Here is a 25,439-nt window from a genome sequence, read left to right as displayed (position 1 = left end):
GGGTGCCTTTGCATGAAGCACCAAAGTACCGCAAGCAATTTTGTCTGGCCTACCGGGGCATCTTGGTCTCACCAGAAGCGCAAGGCACCCATTCTGCGGATTTTTTAGACAGGCCCAAGATCGCGCTTGATCTTTTCACGCAGTTGGCGTCTCATGAAATTCTGAATGATTTTTTCACGAGCGGTTGAAAAGTGACATCACCTGCTGCCGAACCGGACGCGCAGACCGGCGAACGTTTTCTCGCCGCAGACATTCGCGCGCTACGCAAGACGCGGGGCCTGACGCTGGCCGAAATCGCCTTGAAACTGGGCCGCTCCGTCGGCTGGGTCAGTCAGGTCGAGCGCGGCCTGTCGGTGCCGTCGCTCGGCGACCTGCGAGCCCTGGCGGACTTGTTCGACGTACCGGTCAGCCTGTTTTTCAGCCATGACGTGCCGGAAGAAAACGAGCGAGGTGTCGTTGTGCGCGCCGGCCGGAGACGCGCGCTGGGTACCAGCGAATCGGGACTGGTGGAAGAGCTTCTGTCACCCGATCTTGGCGGCAGTTTCGAAATGCTGCGCTCGGAATTCGCGCCGGGCGCGGAATTGAAGAAAGCCGCAACAAGGCCGACGGAAGAAGCCGGCTACGTCACGTCCGGCACGTTCGAGATCGAAATCGATGGCGTCTGGCACACACTTGGCGAGGGCGACAGCTTTCGCTTCGCCGGCAAGCCATTCCGCTGGAGGAACCCGGGAGCGGTGCCGGCGGTCGTGATCTGGGTCGTCTCGCCGCCGGTCTACTAGCGGCATGATCCCGAACCGGAGGTCTGCGAAACCGCAGCCTCCTCAGAGATCATGCGCCAAAACAATGAGATAGGGCGGAATGCCGATCTTTCCTGATCGCGTTCGACCCTGGAAATCGGGGAGGACAAAATGGCCGGAATTCCGACGACGGCGCGTGTGGTCATCATTGGCGGCGGCGCGGTGGGCGTCTCGGCCCTCTATCACCTGGCCAAGGCCGGATGGACCGACTGCGTCCTGCTCGAGAAGAATGAACTGACCTCCGGCTCGACCTGGCATGCGGCCGGCAACGTGCCGACATTTTCGTCATCCTGGTCGCTGATGAACATGCAGCGCTATTCGACCGAGCTCTATCGGGGGCTGGCGGATGAAGTCGACTATCCGATGAACTATCACGTCACCGGCTCGATCCGGCTGGCCCACAGCAAGGAGCGCATGCAGGAGTTCCAGCGTGCCAAAGGCATGGGCCGCTATCAGGGCATGGCGATCGAGGTCATCGGCACCGACGAGATCAAGGCGCGCTACCCTTTCACAGAAACGCATGAACTTCAGGGCGCGCTCTATGATCCGAACGACGGCGACATCGACCCCGCCCAGCTTACCCAGGCTCTTGCCAAGGGCGCACGCGACAAGGGCGCCAGGATCATCCGCTTCTGTCCGGTCACCAGCGTACGCCGTGAACGCGACGAATGGGTTGTGGTCACCGAGCAAGGCGAAATCCGTTGCGAATACGTCGTCAACGCAGCCGGCTATCGTGCCGCCGAAGTAGGCAGGATGTTCGGTCGCGAGGTGCCAATGATGGTGATGAGCCATCAGTATATTCTCTTCGACGAAATCCCCGAGCTTGCCGCCTGGTCCAAGGAAGCGGGCCACAAGCTGCCGCTGCTGCGAGATGTCGATTCTTCCTATTATCTGCGCCAGGAGAAGAACGGCATGAATCTTGGCCCCTATGAGCGCAATTGCCACGCGCACTGGGCCACTCCCGGCGACCCTATGCCCGCCGACTTCTCGTTCCAGCTGTTTCCGGACGATCTCGAGCGGCTGGAATGGTACCTCAACGATGCCATCGAGCGGGTCCCGATCCTCGGCACTGCCGGCCTCTCAAAGGTCATCAACGGCCCGATCCCCTACGCGCCGGACGGCAATCCGTTGCTTGGGCCGATGCCGGGCGTACCCAACGCGTTCGAAGCCTGCGTCTTCACCTTCGGCATCGCCCAGGCGGGCGGCGCCGGCAAGGTGCTGGCCGAATGGGTGACGCAAGGCCAGACCGAATGGGACATGTGGTCATGCGATCCGCGCCGCTTCACCGCGTTCGGATCGGCGCAGGACTATGCCGTCGCCAAGGGCATGGAAGTCTATGGCCACGAATACGCCATCCAGTTCCCACGTCATGCCTGGCCTGCGGTGCGCGACCGCAAACTTTCGCCGCTGCATGAACGCCTCAAGGCCATGGGGGCACAGTTCGGCGCCTATAACGGCTGGGAGCGCGCAACCTGGTACGCCAAGCCCGGCGACGACATCTCGGAACGGTCGACACAGACCTTCGCCCGCTCAGGACCTTGGGAGCCACGCATTCGCGAGGAATGCCTGGCCGTGCGCGACGCCGCCGGCATTCTCGATCTGCCCGGCTTCAGCCGTTTCCGTCTTAAAGGTCCCGGTGCCCGCGCCTGGCTGTCCACTTTGATCACGGGTGTGGTGCCAAAGCCCGGCCGCATCGGGCTCGGTTACTTCGCCGATGACAAGGGCCGTATCGTCACCGAGATGTCGATCATGGCACTGGAAGAGGATTCCTTCTTCCTGATCACCGCCGCGGTGGCGCAGTTGCACGATTTCGAGTGGCTGTCGAAGCAATTGCCCGAGAGCACTGACATCACGCTGCAGGACATGACGGAGAGCTTTTCCTGCCAGATCCTGTCCGGCCCGAATTCGCGCGCAATACTGGCCGATGTGACGGACGCTGATCTGAGCCAACCCTGGCTCTCGCATCAATCCTGTCAGATTGGCGGCCGGTGGCTGCAACTGGTGCGCGTTTCCTTCGCCGGCGAACTCGGCTGGGAGCTGCACACCAAGGTCGAGGATACTGCCACCGTGTTCGACGCCGTCTGGGCTGCCGGACAGAGGCATGGCCTGAAACCGTTTGGCATGTTCGCCCTCGACAGCCTGCGTCTCGAAAAGGGCTACCGCGCCTGGAAGGGCGACCTCTCGACTGATTACACCATCCTGCAGGGTGGGCTCGAACGCTTCGTCAAATGGGACAAACCGGATTTCCGTGGCAAGGCAGCACTGCTCAACGAAAAACAGCAGGGTGTGAAGAAACGTTTTGCGACGCTGGTCATCCAGGCACCCGGGGAATGCGACGCACCTTACATGTCCACGCTTTGGCATGACGGGGCGATCGTTGGTGAAACCACTTCGGGAGGCTGGGGCTACAGGGTGGACAAATCCATTGCACTCGGCATGGTGCGCGCCGATCTGGCCGTGCCGGGCACCGAAATCGACATCGAGATTTTCGGCGACCGCTTCAAGGCGACGGTCCAGGAAGACAGACCCTTGTGGGACCCCGAAAATCAAAGGCTACGCGCATAATGACCCTTCCCTTTCCTGATCACGCCTTCGGCGCCTTCCTCTTCGACATGGACGGCACGATCCTGAGTTCGATCGCGGCTGCCGAGCGGGTCTGGGCGGCGTGGGCGCAAAAGCACGGACTTGATGTCGAGACATTTCTGCCCACCATCCACGGCGTGCGGGCGGTGGAAACGATCCGTCGCTTGAACCTCCCGGGCATCGACGTCATGGCCGAGGTCGAAGCGCTGACCCAGGCGGAGTTCGAAGATGTCAAAGGCATCGAGGCTATTCCAGGTGCTGCCGCGTTCCTCAGCGCACTGCCGCCGCAGCGCTGGGCGATCGTCACCTCGTCGCCGCGCCGGCTGGCGATCCGCAGGCTGGAAGCCACCGGCCTGCCCATACCATCGCTGATGATTACCGGAGAAGACGTGACCAACGGCAAGCCCGCGCCCGATTGCTTCCTGCTTGCCGCCGACAGGCTCGGCCTGAAACCGCAGGATTGCCTGGTTTTCGAGGACGCACCGGCAGGCATCCAGGCCGCCGAGGCAGCCGGCACCAAGGTCGTGGTCATCACCGCCACGCACAGGCACGCGGTTGAAACACCGCATCCAACCATTGCCGGATATGGCTCTCTGGTACCCTTGCTCAATGACGGTCGCAGGTTGGTGCTCACCAGATCCGGTTCGACGACCTCTGCAACTGCAGGAACCTGACATGCCGAAACCCTCTTCCCGCATTTCCGGCATCACGCCTTCCGGCAAGGATGGCTGGGAGGTGCATTTCGCCGCCTGGCAACGCCTGGAGGCCGGCCAGGACATCATCATGCTCTCGGTCGGCGACCATGACTTCCACACCCCCACCGAGACGGTTGAAGCCGGAGTTGCCGCGCTGCGGGCCGGCCACCACCACTACACCCAGTTGCCTGGCATTCCGGCACTGCGTGAGGCGATGGCGCGAATCTCCGCGCGATGCACCGGCGTCGCGACGAGCCCCGAACAGGTCATTGCCACACCTGGCGGCCAGGCGTCGCTTTATGCCGCCGTGCAAGGCGTGCTCGACCCGGGCGACCACGCCATTGTCGTGGCGCCCTACTACGCCACCTACCCGGGCACATTCCGCGCTGCCGGCGCCGATTTTACGGTCGTCGAGACCCGCGCCACCGACGGCTTCCAACCAGACCCTAAAACAATCGAGGCCGCAGTCCGGCCAAATACGCGGGCCATGCTGATCAACACGCCCAACAATCCCACGGGCGCGGTCTACTCCAGGAAATCGCTCCAAAGCATCGCCGACATCTGCCGCCACCACGATCTGTGGTTGCTGAGTGATGAGGTGTATTGGACACTCGGCGATAGCGAGCATCTTTCGCCGCGCGCCCTGCCCGGCATGGACGAGCGCACGCTGGTCGTCAATTCGATGTCGAAGAGCCACGGCATGACCGGCTGGCGCCTGGGATGGCTGACCGGGCCCCAGGAACTGATAACACGGCTGATCAGCCTCAATCTTGTCACCACTTACGGCCTGACCGATTTTGTCAGCCGCGCAGCCATCGAAGCGCTGAACAATGACTATGGCGTGGAACAGATCGCCGCGCTGTATGCCGGACGGCGCAAGCTCTTCCTTGACGCGGTGCGCGGCATGAACAACGTGACCGTTCGCGGCTCGGAGGGCGGCATGTATGCCATGCTCGACATCAGCGCCGTCGAGCCGGACGACGAGAAATTCGCCTGGGCTTTCCTTGATCGCGAGAATGTCGGTGTCATGCCGGGATCCTCCTTTGGCGACGCCGCGGCCGGCCATATTCGCATCAGCCTCTGTCAGCCTGAACCCATCCTTCTCGAAGCGGCCGAAAGGCTGCGCCGTTTCGTTTCCACCTATCGACGTGAGGCCGCATGAGCGTTCTGCCCTCCAAAGCCCGCGCCGTCATCATCGGCGGCGGCGTGTCCGGCTGCTCGGTCGCCTACCATCTGGCCAAACTCGGCTGGACCGACATCGTGCTGCTGGAGCGAAAGCAGCTGACGTCAGGCACGACCTGGCACGCCGCTGGCCTGATCGGCCAATTGCGTGCCTCGCAGAACATGACACGGCTGGCCAAGTACTCCGCCGACCTCTACGTCAAGCTCGAAGAAGAAACCGGCGTCGGTACCGGCATGCGCCAGGTCGGCTCCATCACCGTCGCCCTGACCGAAGAACGCAAACACGAGATCTACAGGCAGGCGTCGCTTGCCCGTGCGTTTGACGTCGACGTACGCGAGATTTCTCCCAGCGAAGTCAAGGAGATGTACCCCCATCTCAACGTGTCGGACGTGGTCGGCGCCGTGCATCTGCCGCTCGATGGCCAATGCGACCCTGCCAACATCGCCATGGCTTTGGCAAAGGGTGCACGCCAGCGTGGCGCCAGGATCGTCGAGAACGTCAAGGTCACCAGGGTTCACACCAGAAACGGACGCGTCTCCGGTGTGTCCTGGGCGCAGGGCGAAGATCGGGGGACGATCGAGACCGATGTGGTCATCAACTGCGCCGGCATGTGGGCGCGCGAACTGGGCGCACGAAACGGCGTCACCATTCCACTGCACGCCTGCGAGCATTTCTATCTGGTCACCGAACCGATCGCCGGGCTTACCCGCCTGCCGGTGCTGCGCGTGCCGGACGAATGCGCCTACTACAAGGAGGATGCCGGCAAGATGATGCTCGGCGCCTTCGAACCGAGGGCGAAACCCTGGGGCATGGAAGGCATCCGCGAAGATTTCTGCTTCGACCAGTTGCCCGAGGATTTCGAGCATTTCGAGCCTATCCTCGAAATGGGCGTGAATCGCATGCCGATGCTGGGCACCGCCGGCATCCACACTTTCTTCAACGGCCCGGAGAGCTTCACGCCGGACGATCGCTATTATCTTGGCGAAGCGCCGGAACTCGGCGGCTACTGGGTCGCCGCCGGCTACAACTCGATCGGCATCGTCTCTTCGGGTGGCGCTGGCATGGCGCTGGCACAGTGGATCAACGACGGCGAGGCGCCATTCGACCTCTGGGAGGTCGACATCCGCCGCGCCCAGCCCTTCCAGAAGAACCGTGCCTATCTGAAAGAGCGTGTCTCCGAGACGCTTGGCCTGCTTTATGCGGACCATTTCCCCTACCGGCAGGTGGTCACGTCGCGTGGCGTGCGACGCTCGCCCATTCATGAGCATCTGAAGGCGCGCGGCGCCGTGTTCGGCGAGGTCGCCGGCTGGGAACGCGCCAACTGGTTCGCCAGGGACGGACAGGAACGCGAATACCGCTATTCCTGGAAACGCCAGAACTGGTTCGACAATCAGCGCGAGGAACATCTGTCCGTGCGCAACAATGTCGGCCTGTTCGACATGACCTCATTCGGCAAGATCCGGATCGAAGGACGCGATGCCCTCGCCTTCCTGCAACGGCTCTGCGCCAATGATCTCGATGTCGCGCCGGGCAAGATCGTCTACACGCAGATGCTCAACCGGCGCGGTGGCATCGAGAGCGACCTGACCGTCTCGCGACTTTCCGAGACGGCTTTCTTCTCAGTTGTTCCGGGCGCCACGTTGCAGCGCGATCTCGCCTGGATGCGCAGGCATGTGAAGGATGAGTTCGTCGTCATCACGGATGTGACAGCCGCAGAATCCGTCCTTTGTCTCATGGGGCCGCGTTCACGCGACTTGATTCGAAAGGTGAGCCCGAACGATTTCTCGAACGAAAACAATCCATTCGGCACATTTCAGGAAGTCGAGGTCGGCATGGGGCTCGCCCGTGCCCACCGTGTCACCTATGTCGGCGAGCTTGGCTGGGAACTCTATGTCCCGACCGACCAGGCCGCACATGTGTTCGAGAGGATCGAGGAGGCGGGCAGAGAGCTGGACTTGAAACTCTGCGGCCTCCATACGCTGGATTCCTGCCGCATCGAAAAGGCCTTTCGCCATTTCGGCCATGACATCACCGACGAGGATCATGTGCTGGAGGCCGGCCTCGGTTTTGCGGTGAAGACGGCAAAAGGTGATTTCATCGGCCGCGACGCCGTGCTGGCGAAGAAGGATGCCGGGCTGGAGCGCCGCCTGGCGCAGTTTCGCCTGACCGACCCCGAACCACTGCTGTTCCACAATGAGGCGATCGTGCGCGACGGCAAGATCGTCGGGACCATCACGTCAGGCAACTACGGCCACCATCTCGGCGGTGCCGTCGGCATGGGTTATGTGCCGGCCAAAGGTGAGAGCGAAGCGGATGTCCTCGGCTCCCGCTATGAGATCGAGATTGCAGGAGAACGCTTCAATGCCGAAGCCTCGCTGAAGCCGATGTATGATCCGAAGGCAGAGAGGGTGCGGATTTAGTTCTCTTCTCCCCGTTTACGGGGAGAAGATGCCGGCAGGCAGATGAGGGGCAGTACAAACTGTTCGAGGGGAGTTCTGCCCCTCATCCGGCCCGTTGGGCCACCTTCTCCCCGCAAGCGGGGAGAAGGAAAAGCGCTAGAACGCCTTCAGCTTCTGCCTTACCTGCGCCAGGAAAGCCTCCCGGCTTTGCGGCGTCGAGGCATCCATCAGGTAATGTGCAACAAACAGGGTCTTGCAGCGTTTGGCGCACAAGGCACGGATGCCGCGCAGGATGGTTTTTCGTCCCGGATGGCCCACAATATGCGACCACCAGCGCGGCGCACCGCAGGTGGTGACCACCGCGATTTTCCGGACGTGCCCCATCAGCGGAGTGATCTTCCCACCGGGATCGAGCGCGAAAGCGACATCCTTGGCCCAGACGCGGTCCAGCCAGCCCTTCAGCATTGCTGGCAACCCGTACCACCAGGTCGGATAGACGAAGACGATCGCCTCGGCCCATTTCAGGTGAGCGATATGTTCCACGAGCGCAGGGTCCGCCGGCGCTCGTTCGTTGTATTCACGCCGTTCGCCATCCCGCATCACCGGGTCGAAATTCTCCGCGTAGAGATCGATCAGCCGCGCCTCGCATCCCTTGGCCGCGATGGCGTCGAGCGCGGCATCGCGCACGGCCGCGCAAAAGCTTTCCGGCACCGGGTGGCAATAGACGACCAGCACCCGCATCAGAACGTTTCCATCCTGTGCGCCACTTTTGCCATAAAACGATCCCGTGACTGTGGCGTCGACAAATTCATCGAATAGTGCGCCAGATAGGAGACCGGGGTACCCGGCTTGATGGAAGCGCGCAACAGGCGCTGGACAAGCTTGCGTGGCGGATCGCCAACCAGGAAAGCGCGCAGGCGGGAGCCGCCATAGCTGGTCACCGCCACCACCTTGCGGATGTTGTCGAGCGTGGGACGCACCTTGCCTTCGACCAGCCGGAACGACACACCTGGCAGGAACACGCGGTCAAAGAACCCTTTCAGAATGGCCGGATAACCGTAATTCCAAACCGGAAAACATAGGACCAGCCCCTCCGCCTTGCGCAGTCGTTCTACATAGCCTCGCACTGGCTCGATATTGCCCGGTGCATCGTGATAGGCCATGCGCTCAGCGCGTGTCAGTCGCGGATCGAAGTCCTCGGCATACAGATCACAATCGTCGACTTCATGTCCGTTCGCCGTGAGACGCTCGACGATCATCTTGTGCAGCGCAGCGTTGAAACTTGTTTCGACCGGATGCGCATAAAGAACCAGGACACGCATCGCAGCACTCAACTTGCTTTTGCCAGACCCTTGAACAGGAACGTTCGCCCCGAGCGATAATCGTAGTCTGGATTTTCCCAGGCGATCATCTTGCCGGGATTGAGCAGCCCTTGCGGATCGGCTTCGCGCTTGAAGGCGAGTTGGACGGAATCCGTCTGCTTCATGCCTCCCTCCTCCAGCGTATAACGGTGCGGATTGAAGATCGGGCAGCCATTCGCCTCGAACAGCCGCACGATCTCGTCCAGCCGCTCCTCCGTGGTGAAGCGCACCAGATTCAGGCCGAAGCACGTGATGTTGCCGTCCAGCCGCACGAACTCCAGATGCGAGAACACCTCACCTGGAAACAACGCGTCGATCTTTTCGACCAAGGCCAGATGATCGGGAAACGGATAGAGCGATTGCAGGTATGTGATTGCCGGATCGACGCGCAGCGCCCGCAGCGTCGTGTGGTTCCACGCCAGTTCGAATGCCGGCGGCAGGCCTCTCTTCTCGTCGTCGCTCAGAGCCGCGGCGTTGAGGATCACCTCGCCGCCCTCGCGTCGCGTGAAGGCAAGAAATGCATCGAGCGAATGCGGGGCGACCATGACCGCGCAAATGCTTTGTCCATCACGCAGGAACTTCTGGTGCCGCTTGAAGTAAAGCTGAGGCACGGGAGCCGCGATCGGGGTGATCAGCTTGGTCAGCAAGCCATCCTGGCAGGCCAGTGAATTGCCGTAGCGCGCAGCAGCCATGAAACTGTTGAAACCGACCAGAACGTCCACCCAGTCGTAGGCCGCCGTCAACGGCATCTCGACTTCGGTGATGATGCCGTTTGTCCCATAGGCGTGGGTGACCTTGTGCAGGTCCTCGCCGGTCAGTTCCAGCACTCTCGGCTCGGCTTCCATGGTTACCACGCGCAACCGGATGATGTTGCCGAAGTCGCGCAGACCACCGAAGTTGATCGAGCCGACGCCACCGGAACCCCCAGCGATAAAACCACCGATGGAAGCAGTGTTGTAGGTAGATGGGTGCAGGCGCAGTTCCTGCGCCGAATGCGCACGCGTCGCCCTGTCGATATCGGCCAGGATGGCGCCCGGTTGGCACACCACGCGACCGGGAGAAATCGCAACGATTTCATTCATGTCGGCCAGATTCAGCACCACACCGCCGGAAAGCGGCATCGCCTGCCCGTAATTGCCGGTGCCAGTACCGCGCGGCGTCACCGGTACGCCGTGAGAAAAACAGGCTGCAAGTATGCGCACCACTTCAGCTTCGGATTTCGGCGATACGACGAGGTCTCCCGTGACATGTTCGAGCTGGCGCTTGAGCACCGGGCTGTACCAGTAGAAGTCGCGGCTCTTCTGCTGGACGATCTTTTCGTTGTCCTCGATCTTCAGTCCCTCAATGTCTCGTTTCAGCGCCGCGATATCCATCATGTCCCCATCAATTCATCGAGTTCGGCGTAGTCCGGCAGGCTGGTGTCGATCTGCCTGCCGTCACGAATGACGATGCGATCGGCTTCCGGGCGGGACAACAATTCGGTCCAGTTCCGCCCCTTGCAAACAACCAGGTCGGCTGGTCCGCCCGGCTGCAACACTCCTGTGCCGGTCAATCGCATGACGTCCGCCGGAGTCTGCGCGACCGTGCGTGGCCAATCGCCAACCGGATGATCAAGGTGCAGGATGCGGGTGGCCATCCTGTAAACCTCAAGCATGTCGAGGTCGCCATAGGCATAGAACGGATCACGCGTGTTGTCCGAAGCCACCGCGACGGGAATGCCCCGCGCCTTCATTTCATGCAGCAGTGTCACACCGCGCCAGCGTGGCGTAGTCCCGTCATGCCTGCGGTCCTGCAGATAGAGATTGCACATTGGCAGTGACACGACGGCCATTTTTGCCCGCGCCACCTTGTCCAAGGTATCCAGCACATCACTGTCGGGTTGGCGCGCCAGGGAACAACAGTGACCGACGAGGATGTTTCCCTCGAAACGATGACGAAGCGCTGCTTCGGCTATTTTCCTCAAGGAGATTGCGTCGACAGCATCGGTCTCGTCGGCATGAAAATCCAGATCGAGTTTATGCTCGATGGCGAGGGCGAACATCTGGTCCAGCAAGGCATCAAGATCAGAAACCATATAGGTGACAGCGCCCAGGACGCCTCTCGCCGCTGCCACGCGGCGCGCCAATCCTGCGAACCAGACTTGGTCGCGGGTTTCCTCGATGCCGACAAGGCAAGCGGCCTGCAAGTCGATACGTCCCTGCCATTTTTCCCGCATTTCCTCGAACACCGGCCAGGAAATTCCATCCTGCGGTGCGGCACTGTCGAGATGTGTGCGGATAGCCTTGGTCCCATGCGCGAGAGCCGTACGCAAGGCAAAGTCCATGCGCCGCGAAACGTCTTTCGCGTTCCAGCGCGCGGTCCGGTCAGCGTGCGTTGCGCGCAATGCGCCGGCAAACGAACCGTCCGGATTGGGGCTGCGTGGCCAGATATGGCCCTTGTCGAGATGGGTGTGACAGTCGACGAAACAGGGCAGCACGATGCGCCCCTTGAGATCGATCGCTCCTGACGCGGGCGACGGCCCCAAACGATGTGGAGCGATTGTGATGATGCGGTCACCGTCAACAGCGATATCTGCGCTCACAAAGCCGTCGGCGTCTGCCAAGCCGTCGAAGCCAACGGTCAGAGAAACATGAAGGCTAGCATTTTCGAATACATAGGCTCCAGATGGCGGGATCGGCAGTATATTCAATGCACCTCCGCGTCCGCCACAGCTCGGTCACTCAAGGTGAACGGAATGCAGCCTCGGCAAGTGACTGAAACGGCTGCCATCATGCCTCCTGCTTCAGCGCGCTCTCGTGCCAGCGGCGCAGGATGAGATGCGACAGCAGGGACAGCGCTAGAAAGATGACGATGCCGGTCAGAGAGATCAGGATGAGCGCGGCAAACAGCCGTGGCGCATTCAGTCGATAACCGGCTTCGATGATGCGTGAGGCCAGACCCGACGCCTGGCCCGACGTGCCAGCGACGAACTCGGCCACCACCGCACCGATCAGCGAAAGGCCTCCTGCGATCTTCAGGCCACCCAGGAAGTAGGGCATCGCCGCTGGCAGGCGCAGGTGCCACAGTTCCTGCCAGCGCGTCGCGCCATTCAGCCGAAACAGATCACGCAGATTACGGTCGACGGAATTCAGTCCGAGCGTCGTATTGGAAAGGATCGGAAAGAAAGCGACGATCCAGGCGCACAGCAAAAGCTTGGCAGTCTGGTTGTCGACATAGATGTTGATGAGCGGGAAGATCGCCACGATCGGCGTCACCTGCAGGATGACTGCGAAAGGAAAAAACGACATTTCCACCCATTTCGACTGGGCGAACAAGACGGCCAGCCCCACCCCGCCGAGAATCGCCAGTGCAAGGCTGAGGAACGTGATCTTGAGGGTGACGAGCAACGAGGAAAACAGCAGCGGCGCATCGTCCTGAAGGGTCTGCACGACCACACCTGGCCGCGGCAGGATGTACTTCGGAATGTCGTTCCACACACAGATCCGGTCCCAGAACCAGATGGCCAGTACCATGATGGCAAGCGGCAGCACCCAGGAGCCGACCTTTTCCAGCCGCTGCTGGCGAACGCGGCGCGCTTCTTCCGGGTCGAGCACGACCGACCGGTTTTCGACGGCGCTCATGGTCGCGCCTCCACCTTGGCATCCATGGCCGCGCTCAACGCGTCCGACGTCCGCCGGCACAGCTCCGCATAGGTTGATGACGTACGGAACGCCTCGTCGCGCGGATAAGGTGCATCGACCGTCATGTCGCGGAATACACGTCCCGGCTTGGCGGCCATCACCACGATGCGGCTGGACAGGAAGACGCTTTCAAACACGCTGTGGGTGACGAAGACGGCGGTGAACCGCTCCTGTTGCCAGAGTTCCAGCAGGTCGTTGTTGAGCTTGAAGCGCGTGATCTCGTCCAATGCCGCAAACGGCTCGTCCATCAGCAGCACGCGCGGCTTGGTGACCATGGCGCGTGCGATGGAAACGCGCATCTTCATGCCGCCGGAAAGCTCCCTTGGCACGGCATCGGCGAAATTTTCCAGGTGGACGCGCGCCAGCATCTCCATCACCGCCGGCGTGGCTTTGATGCGCGAGATGCCGCGCAGGCGCAGCGGCAGCCAGACATTGTCGAACACGCTTGCCCAGGGCAGCAGTGTCGGCTCCTGGAAAACGAAGCCGACGCAATCGTCTCCCAGCGCCTTGCGCCACTCCAGATGGCCGGAGGTCGGCGTGGAAAGCCTGGCAATAAGCCTGAGTGCCGTCGACTTGCCGCAACCCGAAGGGCCGAGAAGACTGACGAAATCGCCTTCGCGAATGGCAAGATTGACGTTGTCCAAGGCAGCCACGCCATTGGAGAACACCTTGCCCACGCCTTTGAATGAAAGCAGCGGCGCGGTTCCGCGCTGCCAGCTGTCATCCCTGTCGGCTACCGTCTGCAACATCAGTGCCTTTCCGCGGATAAGCGCCCGTCTCTCCAGCGCCCCTTGAGAGGGCAGGACGGGTCTGCGCCTGCCGCGCGATTTGCCGGAATACCGCTCACTTCTTCAGATCGAGACCGACGCCCTTGTTCACGAACTGCAGCGTGTAGCCCTTCTTGATGTCGATGCCGGCCGGAAGCACCTTTGCCTTGACCATCTTGTCGTAGAAGCTCTGCATGCGCTCATCCGTCATGGCGCCGATGCCAAGCTTCTCGGTGTCCCCGGAATCGACGATGCCGTACTTCTTCATCATCTCGATGGAGAAGGCGATCTGCTCATCGTTGATGTCGGGATTGTCCTTCTTGATCGCTTCGTTGGCGGCCTTGTTGTCACCGTAGAGATAGTTGTACCACCCCTTTGCCGAGCCATCGACGAAGCACTGAACCACCTCCGGCCGCTTGTCGATCGTGGTCTGCATCGCCTCGATCGTAGTGGCGTAGGTGTTGAAGCCGTAGTCGGCGAGCAGGAACAGGTTGGGTTGGAATCCGCCTTCCTTGGCCACGGCATGCGGCTCGGAGGTCACATAACCCTGCTGGATCGACTTCTTGTTGGCGATGAAGGCAGCCGGATTGAAGGTGTACGGCACGCGCTTGGCCGCGTCGAAGCCGAATTCCGACACCATCCAAAGGAAGAAGCTCTGCGCTCCCTCGTCGCCGATGATGTATTGGTCGGCCTTGGGCAGGTCCTCCCATTTGTCCAGGCCCTCGCCCGGATGCGCCATGATGACCTGCGGTTCCTTCTGGAAAGTGGCCGCGACGACGCGCAGCGGAATGCCTTGATGCACGGCATCGAATGCCTGCAGCATGTTGCCACCCATATAGAAATCGATCTTGCCGGCCATCAGGAGTGGCCGTCCGCTGCCCTGTGGGCCGCCCTGCTGGATGGTTACATCCAGTCCGCATGCGGCATAGGAGCCGTCTGCGACAGCCTGGTAGTAGCCGCCGTGCTCGGCCTGGGCGAGCCAGTTGGTGGCAAACGTCACCTTCTCATTGGCCATCGCAGCGGACATCCAGCCGCCGAGCAACGCCGCGGCCGCCACGGTGGCCGTGGTCAAGATCTTCGTCATCGATTTCCTCTCCCCTTCGCTCGCACGCGACACAGCGTCATATCGACCGACAAAGCAAAGGCCGTGCCACAACGCCCGCCGCGCAATTCCGGAAGAGCATTGTGTTGGGTGTTCCCTGCCCTGCAGCTTCAAACGTCATCGTGCCCACTTTCAGGGCAACTGTCCACGAATAGTTCATGGTGAAAGTAATACTGTCACCGCACGAGCAGCGCTTGAATCGTGACTGCATCCCGGCCTAGTTTCCCTGCCTCGAATGGAGATCGCGATGTTCCGATATTTGATGCCGAAATCGATCAAGGCGCCTTTTGCCCGCTACAGCCACGGCGTGGAGGTCCCTGCCGGCAAGCGCCTCGTCCTGTGCGCCGGTCAGGTGGCGATCACCGCCGACGATCATATTCCAGAAGGGGTCGAGGAACAGGCGGAGCTGTGCTTCAAGAATATCGAAGCCGTCCTGGCCGAGGCAGACCTCAGCCTGAAGGATGTCGTGCGCATCAATGCCTATGTCACCGATCGCGCCTATCTCAAGCCTTACATGGCCGTGCGCGACCGCACCTTCACCGACCCGGCGCCAGCCTCCACCCTGATGATCGTCGGCGGCTTCGCCCGACCGGAATTCAAGGTCGAGGTTGAGGTGATTGCGGCAGGGTGAGCTGCCTGCGCCCTTCCCTATGACAGAGTAGCTCGAATGAGTTGCCGACAATCCGGAGACTGATGTGACGACGAAAAGACGCGTGTGGTGGGGCGATTTCCGTACAACGGAATATGCTTCCCTAGACCCCGAAACGACGATCGCGGTGCTTCCAGTGGCCGCGATCGAGCAGCATGGCCCGCATCTGCCGGTGTCGACCGACACCAGCATCATGAACGGCATGCTGGAAACGGTGATCGACCGCCTGCCAGCCGATCTCGACATCCGCATCCTGCCCGTGCAGGCAGTCGGCAAGTCCAACGAGCATATGCATGCGCCAGGGACGCTAACCTTGCCGCCGGCAACACTGATCGACGCCTGGACCGAGCTTGGTCTTTCCATTGCGCGTGCAGGGCTGAAAAAGCTCGTCGTCGTCAATTCCCATGGTGGCAATGAGGAGATCATGGGCATCGTCACACGCGAACTGCGTGTGCGCGAAAACATGCTTGCCGTGAAGACCAGCTGGCAGCGTTTCGGCCGCCCAGCGGGACTGTACACCGAACTCGAAGATCGCCACGGCATCCACGGCGGCGACGTCGAGACATCGCTGATGCTGCATTTCCGACCGGACCTGGTCGACATGGCAAACGCCGAGAACTTCGTCTCCAACGTCGCCAAGGCTGAGAAGGCCTTTTCGCTGATGCGCCAGACTGGCACCCACGCCTACGCCTGGATCGCGCGAGATCTGAACCCGGATGGTGTCGTGGGCGACGCTTCGATAGCCACCGCTGAGAAAGGCCGGCTGACCGCCGAGCATCAGGCCGACGGTTTCATCGCATTGTTGAAGGATGTGCGCGGAGCAAAGTTAAACGACTGGGTGCTTTGAGGCCGAAGCGCGTCCATTCTCGATGGAAAGCGTCCCTCACTCTATCTCGAGCTCGAACGGCACGCCTTCGTATGCGTCGGCACCGCGGCCGATCGAGGCAATAGCCGCAACCATGCGGCCATTGCGGCCAAGGATGTGGTCTGCCACAGCGACAAGACGCGGATTGGGCGTGGCCGAGGACGAAAGCCAGCGCAATGTCCTGGCCAGCTCCATCTCGTCGCGCTTCGGAGCGAGAGCGGACGCGATGATGAAAGCCGAGGCGGTCGAGCGGCTGATGCCGGCATAACAGTTGATCACCAGAGGCCGCGACCGATCCCAGCCCTGTGCGAAACCAAGCAATGCACGCACATGCTCTTCGCCGGGCAGCGTCATGCCCTCCTGAGCCTCGGCGATGTCATGCATGACAAGATGCAGATGGTTTTCGGGCCGGATGGCTGCCGGACGCACCATGTCCGTACCAGCCGCCAGCAGGGACAGCAGCCGCTCGGCACCGACACGATTGACCGTGGTTTCGACCTTGGAGAGCGGGCAGACGATGATCATGCGCGTATCCTGTTTTGTGAACCATCGGTCTTTGCAGCCCAGCCGGCAAGTGCAGCATCCAGCCGTTGCCACTCGTCTTCCGAACCCGGCAGGCCAGAACGCAGCGTGTGCGGTCGTTCAGCGAAATGCCGCAACAGTATGCCCTGTCGGCCGAGCGCCCGGAACAGGCCAGGCGCATCGCCGAAATCGAGATAGCGGAACAACGACGTTCCACCGGCGACCGGCACGCCATGACGCACAAACAACGCATCGAGCCGTGTGGCATCCTCGCTCAATTGCCGCCGCATCGCTTCTTGCCAGGCAATATCGCCTAGCGCGCGAATACCGTACTCCAGCGTCGGCCCTGCCACGGCCCAGGGACCAAGCTGGCTCTCGAGCCGTGCGGCAGTCGCCCGATCCGTCAGCGCAAACCCGAGACGCACGCCGGCAAGTCCAAAGAACTTGCCAAAGGAACGCAGAATCACCAGTCCGCCATGTCCGGCATCGGCGGCGAGACTCGCATCGCACGGGCCGACATCCATGAAGGCTTCGTCGACCACGAGCAGGCCAGCTTTTGCTTTCATGGCATCGGCGAGCTTGAGCAACCGCTCGCGCGGAACGATGCGTCCGTCCGGATTGTTGGGATTGACCAGGATGGCGACATCCGCCTCGGCCAGCGCATCGAAATCAGTGGTTTCGGCAACGACATGGCCGGCGATGGCGGCTGCCCGTGCGTGCTCGGCATAGGTCGGCGACAGCACCAAAACGCGTCCCGCATTCACCAGCGAGGCGACACGCGGCAACAGGATTTGTGTGCCGGGGCCTGCGACGATGTTTGCGGCCGAGGGCGCACCATAGGTCGCTGCTGCAGCCGCCAGCAATTCGGCCAGGCGCGCAGCTTCCGGCAATCGGGTGAACGCTGTGGCGGGCGGATCGAAAAGCGGATAGGAGTGCGGATTGATCCCGGTCGAGAGATCGACAAACGGCTCCGGTGCATCAGGAAACAGCGCCCGGGCCCGGCCAAGGCTTCCGCCGTGATCAACTGCCGCAATTGCCTCGCCTGGAAGCCTCATGTCCGCCCTGACCGCCTTTCTGTCGCTGCTGATCGAAGCTCGGCTCGGCTATCCGGACCGGCTGTTTCGCGCCATCGGACATCCGGTGACGTGGATCGGCGCCCTGATATCCTGTCTCGATCGCAGGCTCAACAGCGCCGCCGACAGCGACGCGGCGCGTCGCATCGCCGGCCTGTTTGCGCTACTGCTCATCGTTGCCGTGCCGGCGATGATCGCTCGGATCGCTGAGTCTGCCCTGCTGGCCCTGCCATTCGGCATTGTCGTCGTTGCGCTGCTGGGAAGCTCGCTGCTGTCGCAGAAAAGCCTCGCCAGCCATGTCGAAGCAGTGGCTGATGCGCTTGACAGCGGCGGCGTTGTCGCAGGGCGAAAAGCAGTGTCGATGATCGTCGGCCGAGATCCGGAAAAGCTCGATGAAGCCGCTGTCGGACGGGCTGCCATAGAGAGCCTGGCAGAGAATTTTTCCGATGGCATTGTTGCCCCCGCCTTCTGGCTTGGCGTCGGCGGCCTGGCCGGCGGCGCTGCCTACAAGGCCGCCAACACCGCGGATTCGATGGTTGGCCACCGTACCGAGCGCCACGAGGCTTTCGGCTGGGCCGCGGCGCGCTTTGACGATCTGGTCAACCTGCCCGCTTCACGCCTGACCGGCCTCCTGATCGTTGCCGCCGCGTTTTTCATCAAGGGTGCCGATCCAGCCGAAGCTTGGCGCGCCATGCGCCGCGATGCACGCCATCACCGTTCGCCCAACGCCGGCTGGCCGGAGGCCGCGATGGCTGGCGCCCTGGGGCTCGCGCTTGCCGGCCCGCGTTCTTATGGCGGTGTTCTGGTGGAAGGCCGCCATATGGGAGAAGGCGGCCGCACCGCCGTTACCAGCGCCGACATCCGCCAGGCGCTAAGACTTTACTGGACCGCCGACATGCTGCTCGTCGCGCTGTTTGGCGTGATTGCACTGGCGCTCTGGTAGGCCTTTAGAATTCAATTCCCTGCTGCGCTTTCACGCCGGCGGAAAAATGATGCTTTGTCGCCCCCATCTCGGTGACGAGATCGGCAGCTTCCGTGAGCGCCGGCTTGGCATTGCGGCCGGTAACGACAACATGCAGGTCTTCCCGCCGCCCCTTCAGGGCAGTCACGACACGATCGACATCCAGATAGTCGTAGCGCAGTGCGATGTTGAGTTCGTCCAGCACCAGCAGGCTGATGGACGGATCGGCCATCAGCTCTTCCACCTTCATCCAGGCAGCTTCTGCGGCGGCAACATCCCGCTTCAGGTCCTGCGTTTCCCAGGTGAAGCCTTCGCCCATCGAATACCAGACCAGCCGATCGCCGAACGCCTTGAAAGCATCCTTCTCACCGGTGTGCCATCTGCCCTTGATGAACTGAACCACACCGACGCGCCGGCCGTAGCCCAGCATGCGCAGTGCCAGCCCGAAGGCAGCCGTGGTCTTGCCTTTGCCGGGACCGGTGTTGACGATGAGCAGGCCCTTCTCGATGGTCTTTTGCGCCACCTCTGCGTCCTGCACCGCCTTGCGCTTGGCCATCTTGGTGCGATGGCGCTCGGCTTCGCTGTCATCGATCTCGACCATGTCATTTCACCTTGAGTGGCAGGCCGGCAACGGTCAGCACCACATCGTCGGCCACCGCCGCAACCTGCTGGTTGAGACGCCCGGCAGCATCTCGGAAGCGACGCGCCAACGCATTGTCCGGCACGATGCCAAGCCCGACTTCATTGGACACCACGAACCACCGACCGCGCGGTTTCGACAGTGTGGCGGTCAGCCTGGCGCATTCGTCCTCGATATCATGCCCGGCCAGCATGTGATTGGTCAGCCAGAGCGTAAGGCAATCCAGCAGTACCGGTCGCCCGGCAGGCAGGCGCACCAGCAATTCGACGAGGTCGAGTGGCGCGTCCGCCGTTTCCCAGCCTTCGCCTCGACGAGCACGATGATGCGCGATGCGTTCGCGCATCTCGTCGTCGTAAGCCTGAGCGGTCGCGATATACGTCCAGGGCGCCGGCAGCGCCGTAACCAGTTTTTCGGCATGCGCGCTCTTGCCGGAGCGCGCACCGCCGATGATGAAGGTCAGGCGATCAGGCAAAGCTGTCGCGAAGGCTCGATGCCTGCCCGGTAAAGCGGCCGCGCACAACGCCAACGACCGCACCCAGCACAACCCAGAACACCAGGTTGGTCAGCGTAACCGCCACCACGAACTGGTGATGCAGGCCTTCCGGGATCGGCGTGTCGTAGCTCTCCGGCTGCGGCGCGCCAACGACGTGAGGCGCGACGATCAGCACGATCGCGAGCACGGTAAGCGGCAAGGATCGGCGGAAGGCGATGAGCGCAAGGCCAATGGCCGTGGCGACGACGGTGGAGATCCACCAGGCTTGCCTTGGCAGCAAATCGGCAGCAGGCATCGCCGGCAATTCCGGCGGCAGGCCAAGGCCTGGCGCAAGCGTAAAGACGGCAAAACCGGCAAGCCCCCAGAACACACCCTGGCGCCAGTTGCCGATGCCGCCGGCGAATTCCGAGAAGGCGACAAGGATCAGCGCGAAGCCGATACCGGTTACGACATTGGAGAGTACGTTGAACGAGAACCGCTCGATGCCGTCGGCGGGTGCCCAACCTTCCTCTTCCTCGGCCGGAGCAGCCGCGGGCGCTGGCGCAGCCGAACTCATTGCGTTGGTCCCGGCATCGGCAGCGGGGGCTGCAGGCGCAGCCGCATGTTCATGGCCGCCGGCGGCCTGTTCATAGACTTCCGCCTTCAGGATCAGGGGAACGGTTGCATAGGCCTGCAAGCAGGCGAGAACGATGCCGGCCAACAGGCCCGCTATCGCCGCGACAAACACGACGTTGCGAAAAACAGACATGGTGGGTTCCCCCTGGGTTAGTGGCAGGGGAACGCCATCGAGTGGCGTGCGTCGTGGGCGGCGTTGTGCACGGCCTCGATATGCGAGAAGCCGGTGAAGCCGATGACGAAGATGCCGAGCAGGCCAGCCATTGCCAGCTGAAGGAAGCGCGACTGCGAAGAGGTCGAAGCGCCGAGAGAAACGGAAGCGGTATTCATGGTCTGTCCTTTCGCCCTCCACCCGAGGGCATTACCGTCATTGCCGTCGCCGGCAGGTCTCCTGGCTTGCGGATCAGCGCCCTTCTCCACCTTCCCGAGACAAGCCTCAGTGGCATTGGAGAGGACTACCGCTCACAGTTGCGGGGGCAGCCACGGCTTCGGATGGTTTCCCCCTCCCCACCGTATTCCCTCTTGGTCCCGAAGGGACCGACGACGGCGGGAACTATAGAAAGAATTCTGGCGCCCGGCAAACCAAATTCCGCCATCGCCAGACGCATCCGCGTCATTGGTGACCGGCTGTCGTCGCTACATCGATTTCGGCAGATATCTCCAGGTAACAATGGCGCAGACGGCAGCAAGGCAACCAAGTGTGGCGAAAACCGATCCCAGGCCGAAGAAGGCCAGCACCAGCGAATAGACCAAGGGTGGTGTCAGCTCCGAGAAATCGAGGTAGGTGCGGTAAACTGCAGCCATCTGCGGCCGCTCGTAGGCGCGCACCGAGCGCATGAAGGCGGTGGAGCCGATCGCATCGAGTGCGATGGTGAACAAGGCGCCGACCAGGAGCAGGCCGGCGGTGGCGAGCGGGATGAGTTCGCCGATGGCGCCGGCAAGCCACAGCGACACCGCCATCCCGGCAAAGGCGAGCGTCATCACGTTGCGTGCACCATAACGCTTGCCTGCCCTGCCCCAGAAAATGGCAGCGAACAGGAGAGCGTTGCCGGCCGAAACCAGCAAGCCCCCGGCAAGTTCACCCTGGCCGGTAATGACCATGAACAGCGGGCCGTAGACAAAGAACGTGGTCCAGTAGCAGGAACGGCCGAAAGCGATAAGCCAGGCCAGCCGCAACCGGGGCTGGCTGACGAAGCGCCCGATATTGGCGAAGGGATTGATGGGGCGGCTCTTGCCCGGCACGATCATCGGATTGTCGCCAAGCCGGTAGTACCAGAACAGCGCAAGCAGGCAGAGTGCAAAAACGGCCACGGCTCCATGCGCAGCATAAATGCCGTAGCGTGTGTAGAGGAAGATGCCGAGCGTCGGGCCGCTCGTCCAGGCGATCATCGACCACGCCATACGCAGGGACTCAGCCTGCATGAGGTCGGTCTTGCGGATATGGTCCATGATGTAGAGGTTGAGCGTGATCGACAGCGCACTCGCGCCCATTACCCGGCAGAGCATGCCGATGATCTGACCAGGCAGCGAATGGGTGACGAAGAACAGCGAACCGATCGCAAGCAGCAGCGCACCGGCTGTGTAGACCCATCTGCGTGCGAAGCGGTGGATCAGCATCGGCATGAACAGCGTGACCGAGAGACCAAGCAACGAGACGATCGTATAGAGGATCGAGACCGTCTGCTCGTTCCTCAGGATCTCATAGGCCTGGATCGGGATAACCGAGGCAACCGTGGCTCGCGCGGCGGATTCGATGGCGTAAAGCGAAGCAAAGGTGCGCGCGTCCGCCGGCGGAACCGCCGGTAGCCAGATCGGATGGCGGACATGCGTGGACATGGATTCCCAAACTAACGACTCGCAACGGGAAATCTGCGTCGCCGATGGCCGGGCCGGTAGCAGGAAACCGACGCGCTAGCGCCGGAATGCGAAGCCGGCCAACCACTTTGCACCGGCTGGCACAACGATAGGCTGCCGCATCAAGCCTGTGAGGATCGATCAGTGCGTTCTTCGTGAGCCTGGATCGACAAAGGCCACGGCAACCGCGGCCGCCAAGGCTATCGCAGAGACGATCAACATCGAGCTCAAAAGCGTATTGACAGTTCCCGACGCGCCGAGGAACTGCCCCGCCACCGCGACGATCAACGCCCCGCCACCGATCGACATTGCTGCTGCCAGTCCCGCTGCGGTGCCTGCCATGCCCTTTTGGATTGTCATGGCCCCCATATTGGCGGCGGGCAGCGTCAACCCATTGCCAAGGCCGATGAACATGCACGGGCCGAAAAACGCCAAGGGATGCGTCATATCGAACGCGGACAGAACCAGGCCAAACAGGAGCCCGACACAGGTCAGCAAACGAGCAGCGATGAGCAATGTGGCCCGAGGCACCCTCAAGCCATAACGGCCGGTCAGAAAACTGCCGCAGACAAAGCCCGCGGGCACCATCCCCATGAAAAGGCCGAGCAGCGCACTCGATCCACCGACCACCAGAGGTGCACCGGCCAGGAAGATGTAAAGTATCCCGGACGATGAGGCCATCACGACTATGTAAGCCCAGAACACAACCGAACTTAGCAGCCGTCCATATGAGCCGAGATAGACCCCGCTTCGCCTGACTGGAGAGAGTGTCTCGCTCAGTTCTCGTTTCGACAGAGAGAGAATAATTGCGCCGAAGGCCGCAAGAACGACAAAGATCGTCCGCCACCCCAAGAGTTCATCCAGCGTTCCTCCTAAGGTAGGACCGAGCATCGGCGCCAAGGCCCATGCCATCGCGGCGTAGCCCACCCTGCTCGTCCCCTCATATTCATTCGATGTCTCTTTGATGGCGACAAGAGCCACGCAAAAGCAGGCGGCAATCGAAGCTTGCATTGCGCGGAACACGAGGAAAACAACAATATCAGGGGCTAGCGCGCAACCGATAGAAGCCAGAATGAAGAGCGAGAGCGAGACCAGCGCCACGGGTCTGCGTCCGTAGCGATCCAACATCGCGCCAGAGATCAGTTCCACGAGCGCGGTCACAATCGCATACCCCGCGACCGCAAGGCTGATCAGCTCGAAGTCCACACCAAATTCCATCGCGATCTTGGGCAGCGACGGCGATATGATGTTGACAGGCAGCACCGAGAGTGCGGACAGCAGGACAAGAATGACAAATCGAGATTTCGAAATGCTGCCCGCAGTCCCCGCACCCGGTATACCCGTGTCCGGGAAATGACGATCTTTCGTCATGATCGCGTCCTTGATTTTGTGGAGGTTGGCGGATCGGACATGGCCGACCCGATCCGACGGCAATAAAAAAGGCTCCATCAGGAGCCTGTTTGCCGCGCATGGGTGCTTTCGCCGGATGGTTACACCACCCCGCCCATGCGCCTTCCTACCACGAATGCGATCATTTCAACGTTCATGATCGCATTGCTAGACGGCGGCGGCGATCCGGTCAACGTTTCAGAATTCCATTGCTCGAGCGGTTGACCGGAAGAAGCGCCGCCAACCATTCTCGCTTGGGCCGTATCCGTGCTAGGCATTGTGCGGTTGCAATTTCGAATCCCGCCGCATGAGCCTCGAACAGCAGACAAATCCCTCCCGTCGCATTACCGTTATCGATGCCCTGCGCGGCATCGCGCTTCTGGCGATGGCCAGCTACCATTTCACCTGGGACCTTGAGTTCTTCGGGTATGCAAGCGCCGGACTGACGGCGCACGGACCCTGGAAGCTCTATGCGCGCTGCATTGCGTCGAGTTTCCTTTTCCTGGTCGGCGTCTCGCTGGTGCTTGCGCACGGCGACCGCATCCGCTGGCCGGGCTTCTGGAAACGGTTCGCCATGGTGGTGGTGGCGGCCGCTGCGATCTCGCTGGTGACGTATTTCGCAACGCCCAGCAGCTTCATCTTCTTCGGCATCCTGCATCAGATCGCCCTGGCCAGCGTGCTCGGCCTCCTGTTCCTGCGCGTGCCGGCGCTGGTGGCATTCGTCGTCGCCGCACTGGTGATAGCAGCTCCATTCTATCTGCGCTCGCCCATTTTCGATCATCCCGCACTCCTGTGGGTCGGCCTCTCGTCGGCCGATCCGCGCTCGAACGACTATGTGCCGCTGTTTCCCTGGTTCGGCGCCGTGCTGGTAGGCATCGGCCTGACCAAGACCGCCAAGGCAGCTGGCTTGTTCGAACGGCTGGCGAACGTCTCGTTCGGCCGGACACTTGAACGCCCGCTCACTTTCATCGGTCGCCACAGCCTGGCCTTCTACCTCATCCACCAGCCGGTGCTGATCGGCTGCGTATGGCTGTTCGCACAGATATGGCCTGCCCCGGCACAGGATCCGAAGCTCGGCTTCACCAATGCCTGCCAGGCATCGTGCCAGGACAGCCGAGACGCCGCGTTCTGTGTGCGCTATTGTGGCTGCATGCTCACCGCGGTCGAGAAGGACGGCCTGCTGACAGGCATCATGAAGGGCGACCAGCCGGCTTCGGCCAGGACGCGCATCAGTGACCTCGCCAGCACATGCACGGTTCAGACCGAGGACGCCATGAGCCCTGGGGAACCGCAATGACCGACGCCCCGCGCCTGCCGTTTCCGTTGCCGCCGATCATCTTCCTGATTGCGCTGATCGTCGGAGTTGGCCTGGGCATTCTCTATCCACTGCCCTGGTTCGGAGACGTCCTCGGCGACATCCTGTTCGGTTTCGGTTGGCTGGCTGCGCTGGGCGCGGTGGCGTTGTGGTTCACCGCCATACGCCTGATGTACAGGGCCAGAACGCCCTTGAACCCGGTCGCCACTCCGGCACACCTGTTGACCAGCGGACCATTCGGCCTCAGCCGCAACCCGATTTATCTGTCTCTGGCAACCCTGGTCATCGGTATCGGGCTGATCATCGGCAACGTCTGGCTCATCCTGCTGGCGTTTGCGGCAGGGTTGGTGACAAGCAGGTTGGTGATCCAGCGCGAGGAAAAGACCCTCGCCGGCAAATTCGGCAAGAAGTATCACGACTACGCTAAACGCGTGCGCCGCTGGATCTGAAGCCTCTCGGCCCTCATCGGATGTCGTTGGACCATTGCGGCATGCGT

At 61.8% G+C, this 25,439-nt stretch carries 25 protein-coding genes and 1 riboswitch; of the genes, 10 read left to right on the top strand and 15 right to left on the bottom strand.

Going from position 1 to position 25,439, the window contains the following annotated elements; genetic code table 11:
• The first annotated feature begins 191 nt into the window (after positions 1–191).
• The 5 genes from ACFJIU_RS08180 to ACFJIU_RS08160 all read left to right on the top strand — a co-directional run bounded on the left by ACFJIU_RS08180 (position 192) and on the right by ACFJIU_RS08160 (position 7,678).
• A complete protein-coding gene (locus tag ACFJIU_RS08180; protein WP_379069756.1) occupies positions 192–779 on the top strand; it encodes a helix-turn-helix domain-containing protein in 588 nt (195 codons plus the stop codon).
• A gap of 129 nt (positions 780–908) precedes the next feature.
• Complete coding sequence (locus ACFJIU_RS08175) at positions 909–3,362, top strand: FAD-dependent oxidoreductase (RefSeq protein WP_379069753.1); 2,454 nt, start codon at positions 909–911, stop codon at positions 3,360–3,362.
• Entirely contained in the window at positions 3,362–4,054 is a 693-nt protein-coding gene (locus ACFJIU_RS08170) for an HAD family hydrolase (RefSeq protein ID WP_379069750.1), read from the top strand. Before ACFJIU_RS08175 ends, ACFJIU_RS08170 begins: the two co-directional genes overlap by 1 nt.
• Before the next feature lies 1 nt (position 4,055).
• Positions 4,056–5,237, top strand: coding sequence for a pyridoxal phosphate-dependent aminotransferase (locus tag ACFJIU_RS08165; protein ID WP_379069748.1), 1,182 nt, complete (start codon positions 4,056–4,058; stop codon positions 5,235–5,237).
• Entirely contained in the window at positions 5,234–7,678 is a 2,445-nt protein-coding gene (locus ACFJIU_RS08160) for an FAD-dependent oxidoreductase (protein ID WP_379069745.1), read from the top strand. Before ACFJIU_RS08165 ends, ACFJIU_RS08160 begins: the two co-directional genes overlap by 4 nt.
• A gap of 135 nt (positions 7,679–7,813) precedes the next feature.
• Here the strand turns inward: ACFJIU_RS08160 and ACFJIU_RS08155 are convergent, their stop codons facing one another.
• From ACFJIU_RS08155 to ACFJIU_RS08125, 7 genes are all read right to left on the bottom strand, one after another.
• Positions 7,814–8,398: an NAD(P)H-dependent oxidoreductase gene (locus tag ACFJIU_RS08155; RefSeq protein ID WP_379069742.1), complete on the bottom strand. Its 585-nt coding sequence runs from the start codon at positions 8,396–8,398 to the stop codon at positions 7,814–7,816.
• Positions 8,398–8,979 carry an NAD(P)H-dependent oxidoreductase gene (locus tag ACFJIU_RS08150; protein WP_379069739.1) on the bottom strand — a complete coding sequence of 194 codons (582 nt, stop codon included), beginning with the start codon at positions 8,977–8,979 and terminating at the stop codon, positions 8,398–8,400. The genes ACFJIU_RS08155 and ACFJIU_RS08150 overlap by 1 nt, the downstream gene beginning before the upstream one ends.
• 8 nt (positions 8,980–8,987) lie before the next feature.
• Positions 8,988–10,391 carry an FAD-binding oxidoreductase gene (locus ACFJIU_RS08145; RefSeq protein ID WP_379073005.1) on the bottom strand — a complete coding sequence of 468 codons (1,404 nt, stop codon included), beginning with the start codon at positions 10,389–10,391 and terminating at the stop codon, positions 8,988–8,990.
• Positions 10,391–11,698: a cytosine deaminase gene (locus tag ACFJIU_RS08140; protein WP_379073003.1), complete on the bottom strand. Its 1,308-nt coding sequence runs from the start codon at positions 11,696–11,698 to the stop codon at positions 10,391–10,393. The genes ACFJIU_RS08145 and ACFJIU_RS08140 overlap by 1 nt, the downstream gene beginning before the upstream one ends.
• A gap of 88 nt (positions 11,699–11,786) precedes the next feature.
• Positions 11,787–12,638: an ABC transporter permease gene (locus ACFJIU_RS08135; RefSeq protein ID WP_379069737.1), complete on the bottom strand. Its 852-nt coding sequence runs from the start codon at positions 12,636–12,638 to the stop codon at positions 11,787–11,789.
• The gene (locus tag ACFJIU_RS08130) at positions 12,635–13,447 is read right to left on the bottom strand and encodes an ABC transporter ATP-binding protein (protein WP_379069734.1); all 813 of its coding nucleotides are present in this window, start codon (positions 13,445–13,447) and stop codon (positions 12,635–12,637) included. The genes ACFJIU_RS08135 and ACFJIU_RS08130 overlap by 4 nt, the downstream gene beginning before the upstream one ends.
• Positions 13,448–13,541: 94 nt before the next feature.
• Entirely contained in the window at positions 13,542–14,549 is a 1,008-nt protein-coding gene (locus tag ACFJIU_RS08125; RefSeq protein WP_379069731.1) for an ABC transporter substrate-binding protein, read from the bottom strand.
• Positions 14,550–14,814: 265 nt separating this feature from the next.
• Between ACFJIU_RS08125 and ACFJIU_RS08120 the strand changes: the two genes are divergently transcribed.
• Positions 14,815–15,198: a RidA family protein gene (locus tag ACFJIU_RS08120; protein WP_379069728.1), complete on the top strand. Its 384-nt coding sequence runs from the start codon at positions 14,815–14,817 to the stop codon at positions 15,196–15,198.
• A gap of 64 nt (positions 15,199–15,262) precedes the next feature.
• On the top strand, positions 15,263–16,063 hold the full coding sequence (locus ACFJIU_RS08115; RefSeq protein ID WP_379069725.1) for a creatininase family protein: 801 nt from the start codon (positions 15,263–15,265) through the stop codon (positions 16,061–16,063).
• Between the two features lie 36 nt (positions 16,064–16,099).
• Here the strand turns inward: ACFJIU_RS08115 and ACFJIU_RS08110 are convergent, their stop codons facing one another.
• Together ACFJIU_RS08110 and cobD are read right to left on the bottom strand one after the other, a co-directional pair.
• Positions 16,100–16,606 (bottom strand): tyrosine phosphatase family protein, encoded by a 507-nt coding sequence (locus ACFJIU_RS08110; RefSeq protein ID WP_379069723.1) that lies wholly within the window; start codon positions 16,604–16,606, stop codon positions 16,100–16,102.
• Positions 16,603–17,658: a threonine-phosphate decarboxylase CobD gene (gene cobD, locus ACFJIU_RS08105; protein WP_379069721.1), complete on the bottom strand. Its 1,056-nt coding sequence runs from the start codon at positions 17,656–17,658 to the stop codon at positions 16,603–16,605. Before cobD ends, ACFJIU_RS08110 begins: the two co-directional genes overlap by 4 nt.
• On the opposite strand from cobD, the gene cbiB reads away from it, so the two are divergent.
• Positions 17,657–18,619 (top strand): adenosylcobinamide-phosphate synthase CbiB, encoded by a 963-nt coding sequence (gene cbiB, locus ACFJIU_RS08100; protein ID WP_379069718.1) that lies wholly within the window; start codon positions 17,657–17,659, stop codon positions 18,617–18,619. The two genes, cobD and cbiB, sit on opposite strands and share 2 nt — an antisense overlap.
• 4 nt (positions 18,620–18,623) lie before the next feature.
• Here the strand turns inward: cbiB and cobO are convergent, their stop codons facing one another.
• The 6 genes from cobO to ACFJIU_RS08070 form a co-directional block, all read right to left on the bottom strand.
• The gene (gene cobO, locus ACFJIU_RS08095; protein ID WP_379069715.1) at positions 18,624–19,238 is read right to left on the bottom strand and encodes a cob(I)yrinic acid a,c-diamide adenosyltransferase; all 615 of its coding nucleotides are present in this window, start codon (positions 19,236–19,238) and stop codon (positions 18,624–18,626) included.
• Position 19,239: 1 nt separating this feature from the next.
• The gene (cobU, locus tag ACFJIU_RS08090; protein ID WP_379069712.1) at positions 19,240–19,749 is read right to left on the bottom strand and encodes a bifunctional adenosylcobinamide kinase/adenosylcobinamide-phosphate guanylyltransferase; all 510 of its coding nucleotides are present in this window, start codon (positions 19,747–19,749) and stop codon (positions 19,240–19,242) included.
• Positions 19,742–20,518, bottom strand: a complete 777-nt coding sequence (locus ACFJIU_RS08085) for a CbtA family protein (protein ID WP_379069709.1) — start codon at positions 20,516–20,518, stop codon at positions 19,742–19,744. Before ACFJIU_RS08085 ends, cobU begins: the two co-directional genes overlap by 8 nt.
• 17 nt (positions 20,519–20,535) lie before the next feature.
• Positions 20,536–20,715, bottom strand: coding sequence for a CbtB-domain containing protein (locus ACFJIU_RS08080; RefSeq protein WP_129414525.1), 180 nt, complete (start codon positions 20,713–20,715; stop codon positions 20,536–20,538).
• Positions 20,716–20,748: 33 nt separating this feature from the next.
• A riboswitch (cobalamin riboswitch) is annotated at positions 20,749–20,942 on the bottom strand.
• A 79-nt stretch (positions 20,943–21,021) separates the two neighbouring features.
• Positions 21,022–22,221 carry an MFS transporter gene (locus ACFJIU_RS08075; protein WP_379069706.1) on the bottom strand — a complete coding sequence of 400 codons (1,200 nt, stop codon included), beginning with the start codon at positions 22,219–22,221 and terminating at the stop codon, positions 21,022–21,024.
• Positions 22,222–22,380: 159 nt separating this feature from the next.
• Positions 22,381–23,688 carry an MFS transporter gene (locus ACFJIU_RS08070; protein WP_379069703.1) on the bottom strand — a complete coding sequence of 436 codons (1,308 nt, stop codon included), beginning with the start codon at positions 23,686–23,688 and terminating at the stop codon, positions 22,381–22,383.
• A gap of 247 nt (positions 23,689–23,935) precedes the next feature.
• Here ACFJIU_RS08070 and ACFJIU_RS08065 point away from each other — a divergent pair, with 247 nt between their 5' ends.
• Together ACFJIU_RS08065 and ACFJIU_RS08060 are read left to right on the top strand one after the other, a co-directional pair.
• Complete coding sequence (locus ACFJIU_RS08065) at positions 23,936–24,925, top strand: DUF1624 domain-containing protein (protein ID WP_379069700.1); 990 nt, start codon at positions 23,936–23,938, stop codon at positions 24,923–24,925.
• Complete coding sequence (locus tag ACFJIU_RS08060; RefSeq protein ID WP_379069697.1) at positions 24,922–25,392, top strand: methyltransferase family protein; 471 nt, start codon at positions 24,922–24,924, stop codon at positions 25,390–25,392. Before ACFJIU_RS08065 ends, ACFJIU_RS08060 begins: the two co-directional genes overlap by 4 nt.
• The last annotated feature ends 47 nt before the right edge of the window (positions 25,393–25,439 follow it).

Source organism: Mesorhizobium sp. UC74_2 (assembly GCF_042701485.1).
GTDB lineage: Bacteria > Pseudomonadota > Alphaproteobacteria > Rhizobiales > Rhizobiaceae > Mesorhizobium.
This window is presented reverse-complemented; position numbering and strand designations above follow the sequence as displayed.

Excerpts from the sequence above, each read along its gene's own strand:
- ACFJIU_RS08175 (WP_379069753.1), top strand. The coding sequence starts at position 909 with ATGGCCGGAATTCCGACGACGGCGCGTGTGGTCATCATTGGCGGCGGC.
- ACFJIU_RS08170 (WP_379069750.1), top strand. The coding sequence starts at position 3,362 with ATGACCCTTCCCTTTCCTGATCACGCCTTCGGCGCCTTCCTCTTCGAC.
- ACFJIU_RS08165 (WP_379069748.1), top strand. The coding sequence starts at position 4,056 with ATGCCGAAACCCTCTTCCCGCATTTCCGGCATCACGCCTTCCGGCAAG.
- ACFJIU_RS08160 (WP_379069745.1), top strand. The coding sequence starts at position 5,234 with ATGAGCGTTCTGCCCTCCAAAGCCCGCGCCGTCATCATCGGCGGCGGC.
- ACFJIU_RS08155 (WP_379069742.1), bottom strand. The coding sequence starts at position 8,398 with ATGCGGGTGCTGGTCGTCTATTGCCACCCGGTGCCGGAAAGCTTTTGC.
- ACFJIU_RS08150 (WP_379069739.1), bottom strand. The coding sequence starts at position 8,979 with ATGCGTGTCCTGGTTCTTTATGCGCATCCGGTCGAAACAAGTTTCAAC.
- ACFJIU_RS08145 (WP_379073005.1), bottom strand. The coding sequence starts at position 10,391 with ATGGATATCGCGGCGCTGAAACGAGACATTGAGGGACTGAAGATCGAG.
- ACFJIU_RS08135 (WP_379069737.1), bottom strand. The coding sequence starts at position 12,638 with ATGAGCGCCGTCGAAAACCGGTCGGTCGTGCTCGACCCGGAAGAAGCG.
- ACFJIU_RS08130 (WP_379069734.1), bottom strand. The coding sequence starts at position 13,447 with ATGTTGCAGACGGTAGCCGACAGGGATGACAGCTGGCAGCGCGGAACC.
- ACFJIU_RS08125 (WP_379069731.1), bottom strand. The coding sequence starts at position 14,549 with ATGACGAAGATCTTGACCACGGCCACCGTGGCGGCCGCGGCGTTGCTC.
- ACFJIU_RS08120 (WP_379069728.1), top strand. The coding sequence starts at position 14,815 with ATGTTCCGATATTTGATGCCGAAATCGATCAAGGCGCCTTTTGCCCGC.
- ACFJIU_RS08110 (WP_379069723.1), bottom strand. The coding sequence starts at position 16,606 with ATGATCATCGTCTGCCCGCTCTCCAAGGTCGAAACCACGGTCAATCGT.
- cbiB (WP_379069718.1), top strand. The coding sequence starts at position 17,657 with ATGTCCGCCCTGACCGCCTTTCTGTCGCTGCTGATCGAAGCTCGGCTC.
- cobD (WP_379069721.1), bottom strand. The coding sequence starts at position 17,658 with ATGAGGCTTCCAGGCGAGGCAATTGCGGCAGTTGATCACGGCGGAAGC.
- cobO (WP_379069715.1), bottom strand. The coding sequence starts at position 19,238 with ATGGTCGAGATCGATGACAGCGAAGCCGAGCGCCATCGCACCAAGATG.
- ACFJIU_RS08085 (WP_379069709.1), bottom strand. The coding sequence starts at position 20,518 with ATGTCTGTTTTTCGCAACGTCGTGTTTGTCGCGGCGATAGCGGGCCTG.
- ACFJIU_RS08080 (WP_129414525.1), bottom strand. The coding sequence starts at position 20,715 with ATGAATACCGCTTCCGTTTCTCTCGGCGCTTCGACCTCTTCGCAGTCG.
- ACFJIU_RS08075 (WP_379069706.1), bottom strand. The coding sequence starts at position 22,221 with ATGTCCACGCATGTCCGCCATCCGATCTGGCTACCGGCGGTTCCGCCG.
- ACFJIU_RS08070 (WP_379069703.1), bottom strand. The coding sequence starts at position 23,688 with ATGGAGCCTTTTTTATTGCCGTCGGATCGGGTCGGCCATGTCCGATCC.
- ACFJIU_RS08065 (WP_379069700.1), top strand. The coding sequence starts at position 23,936 with ATGAGCCTCGAACAGCAGACAAATCCCTCCCGTCGCATTACCGTTATC.
- ACFJIU_RS08060 (WP_379069697.1), top strand. The coding sequence starts at position 24,922 with ATGACCGACGCCCCGCGCCTGCCGTTTCCGTTGCCGCCGATCATCTTC.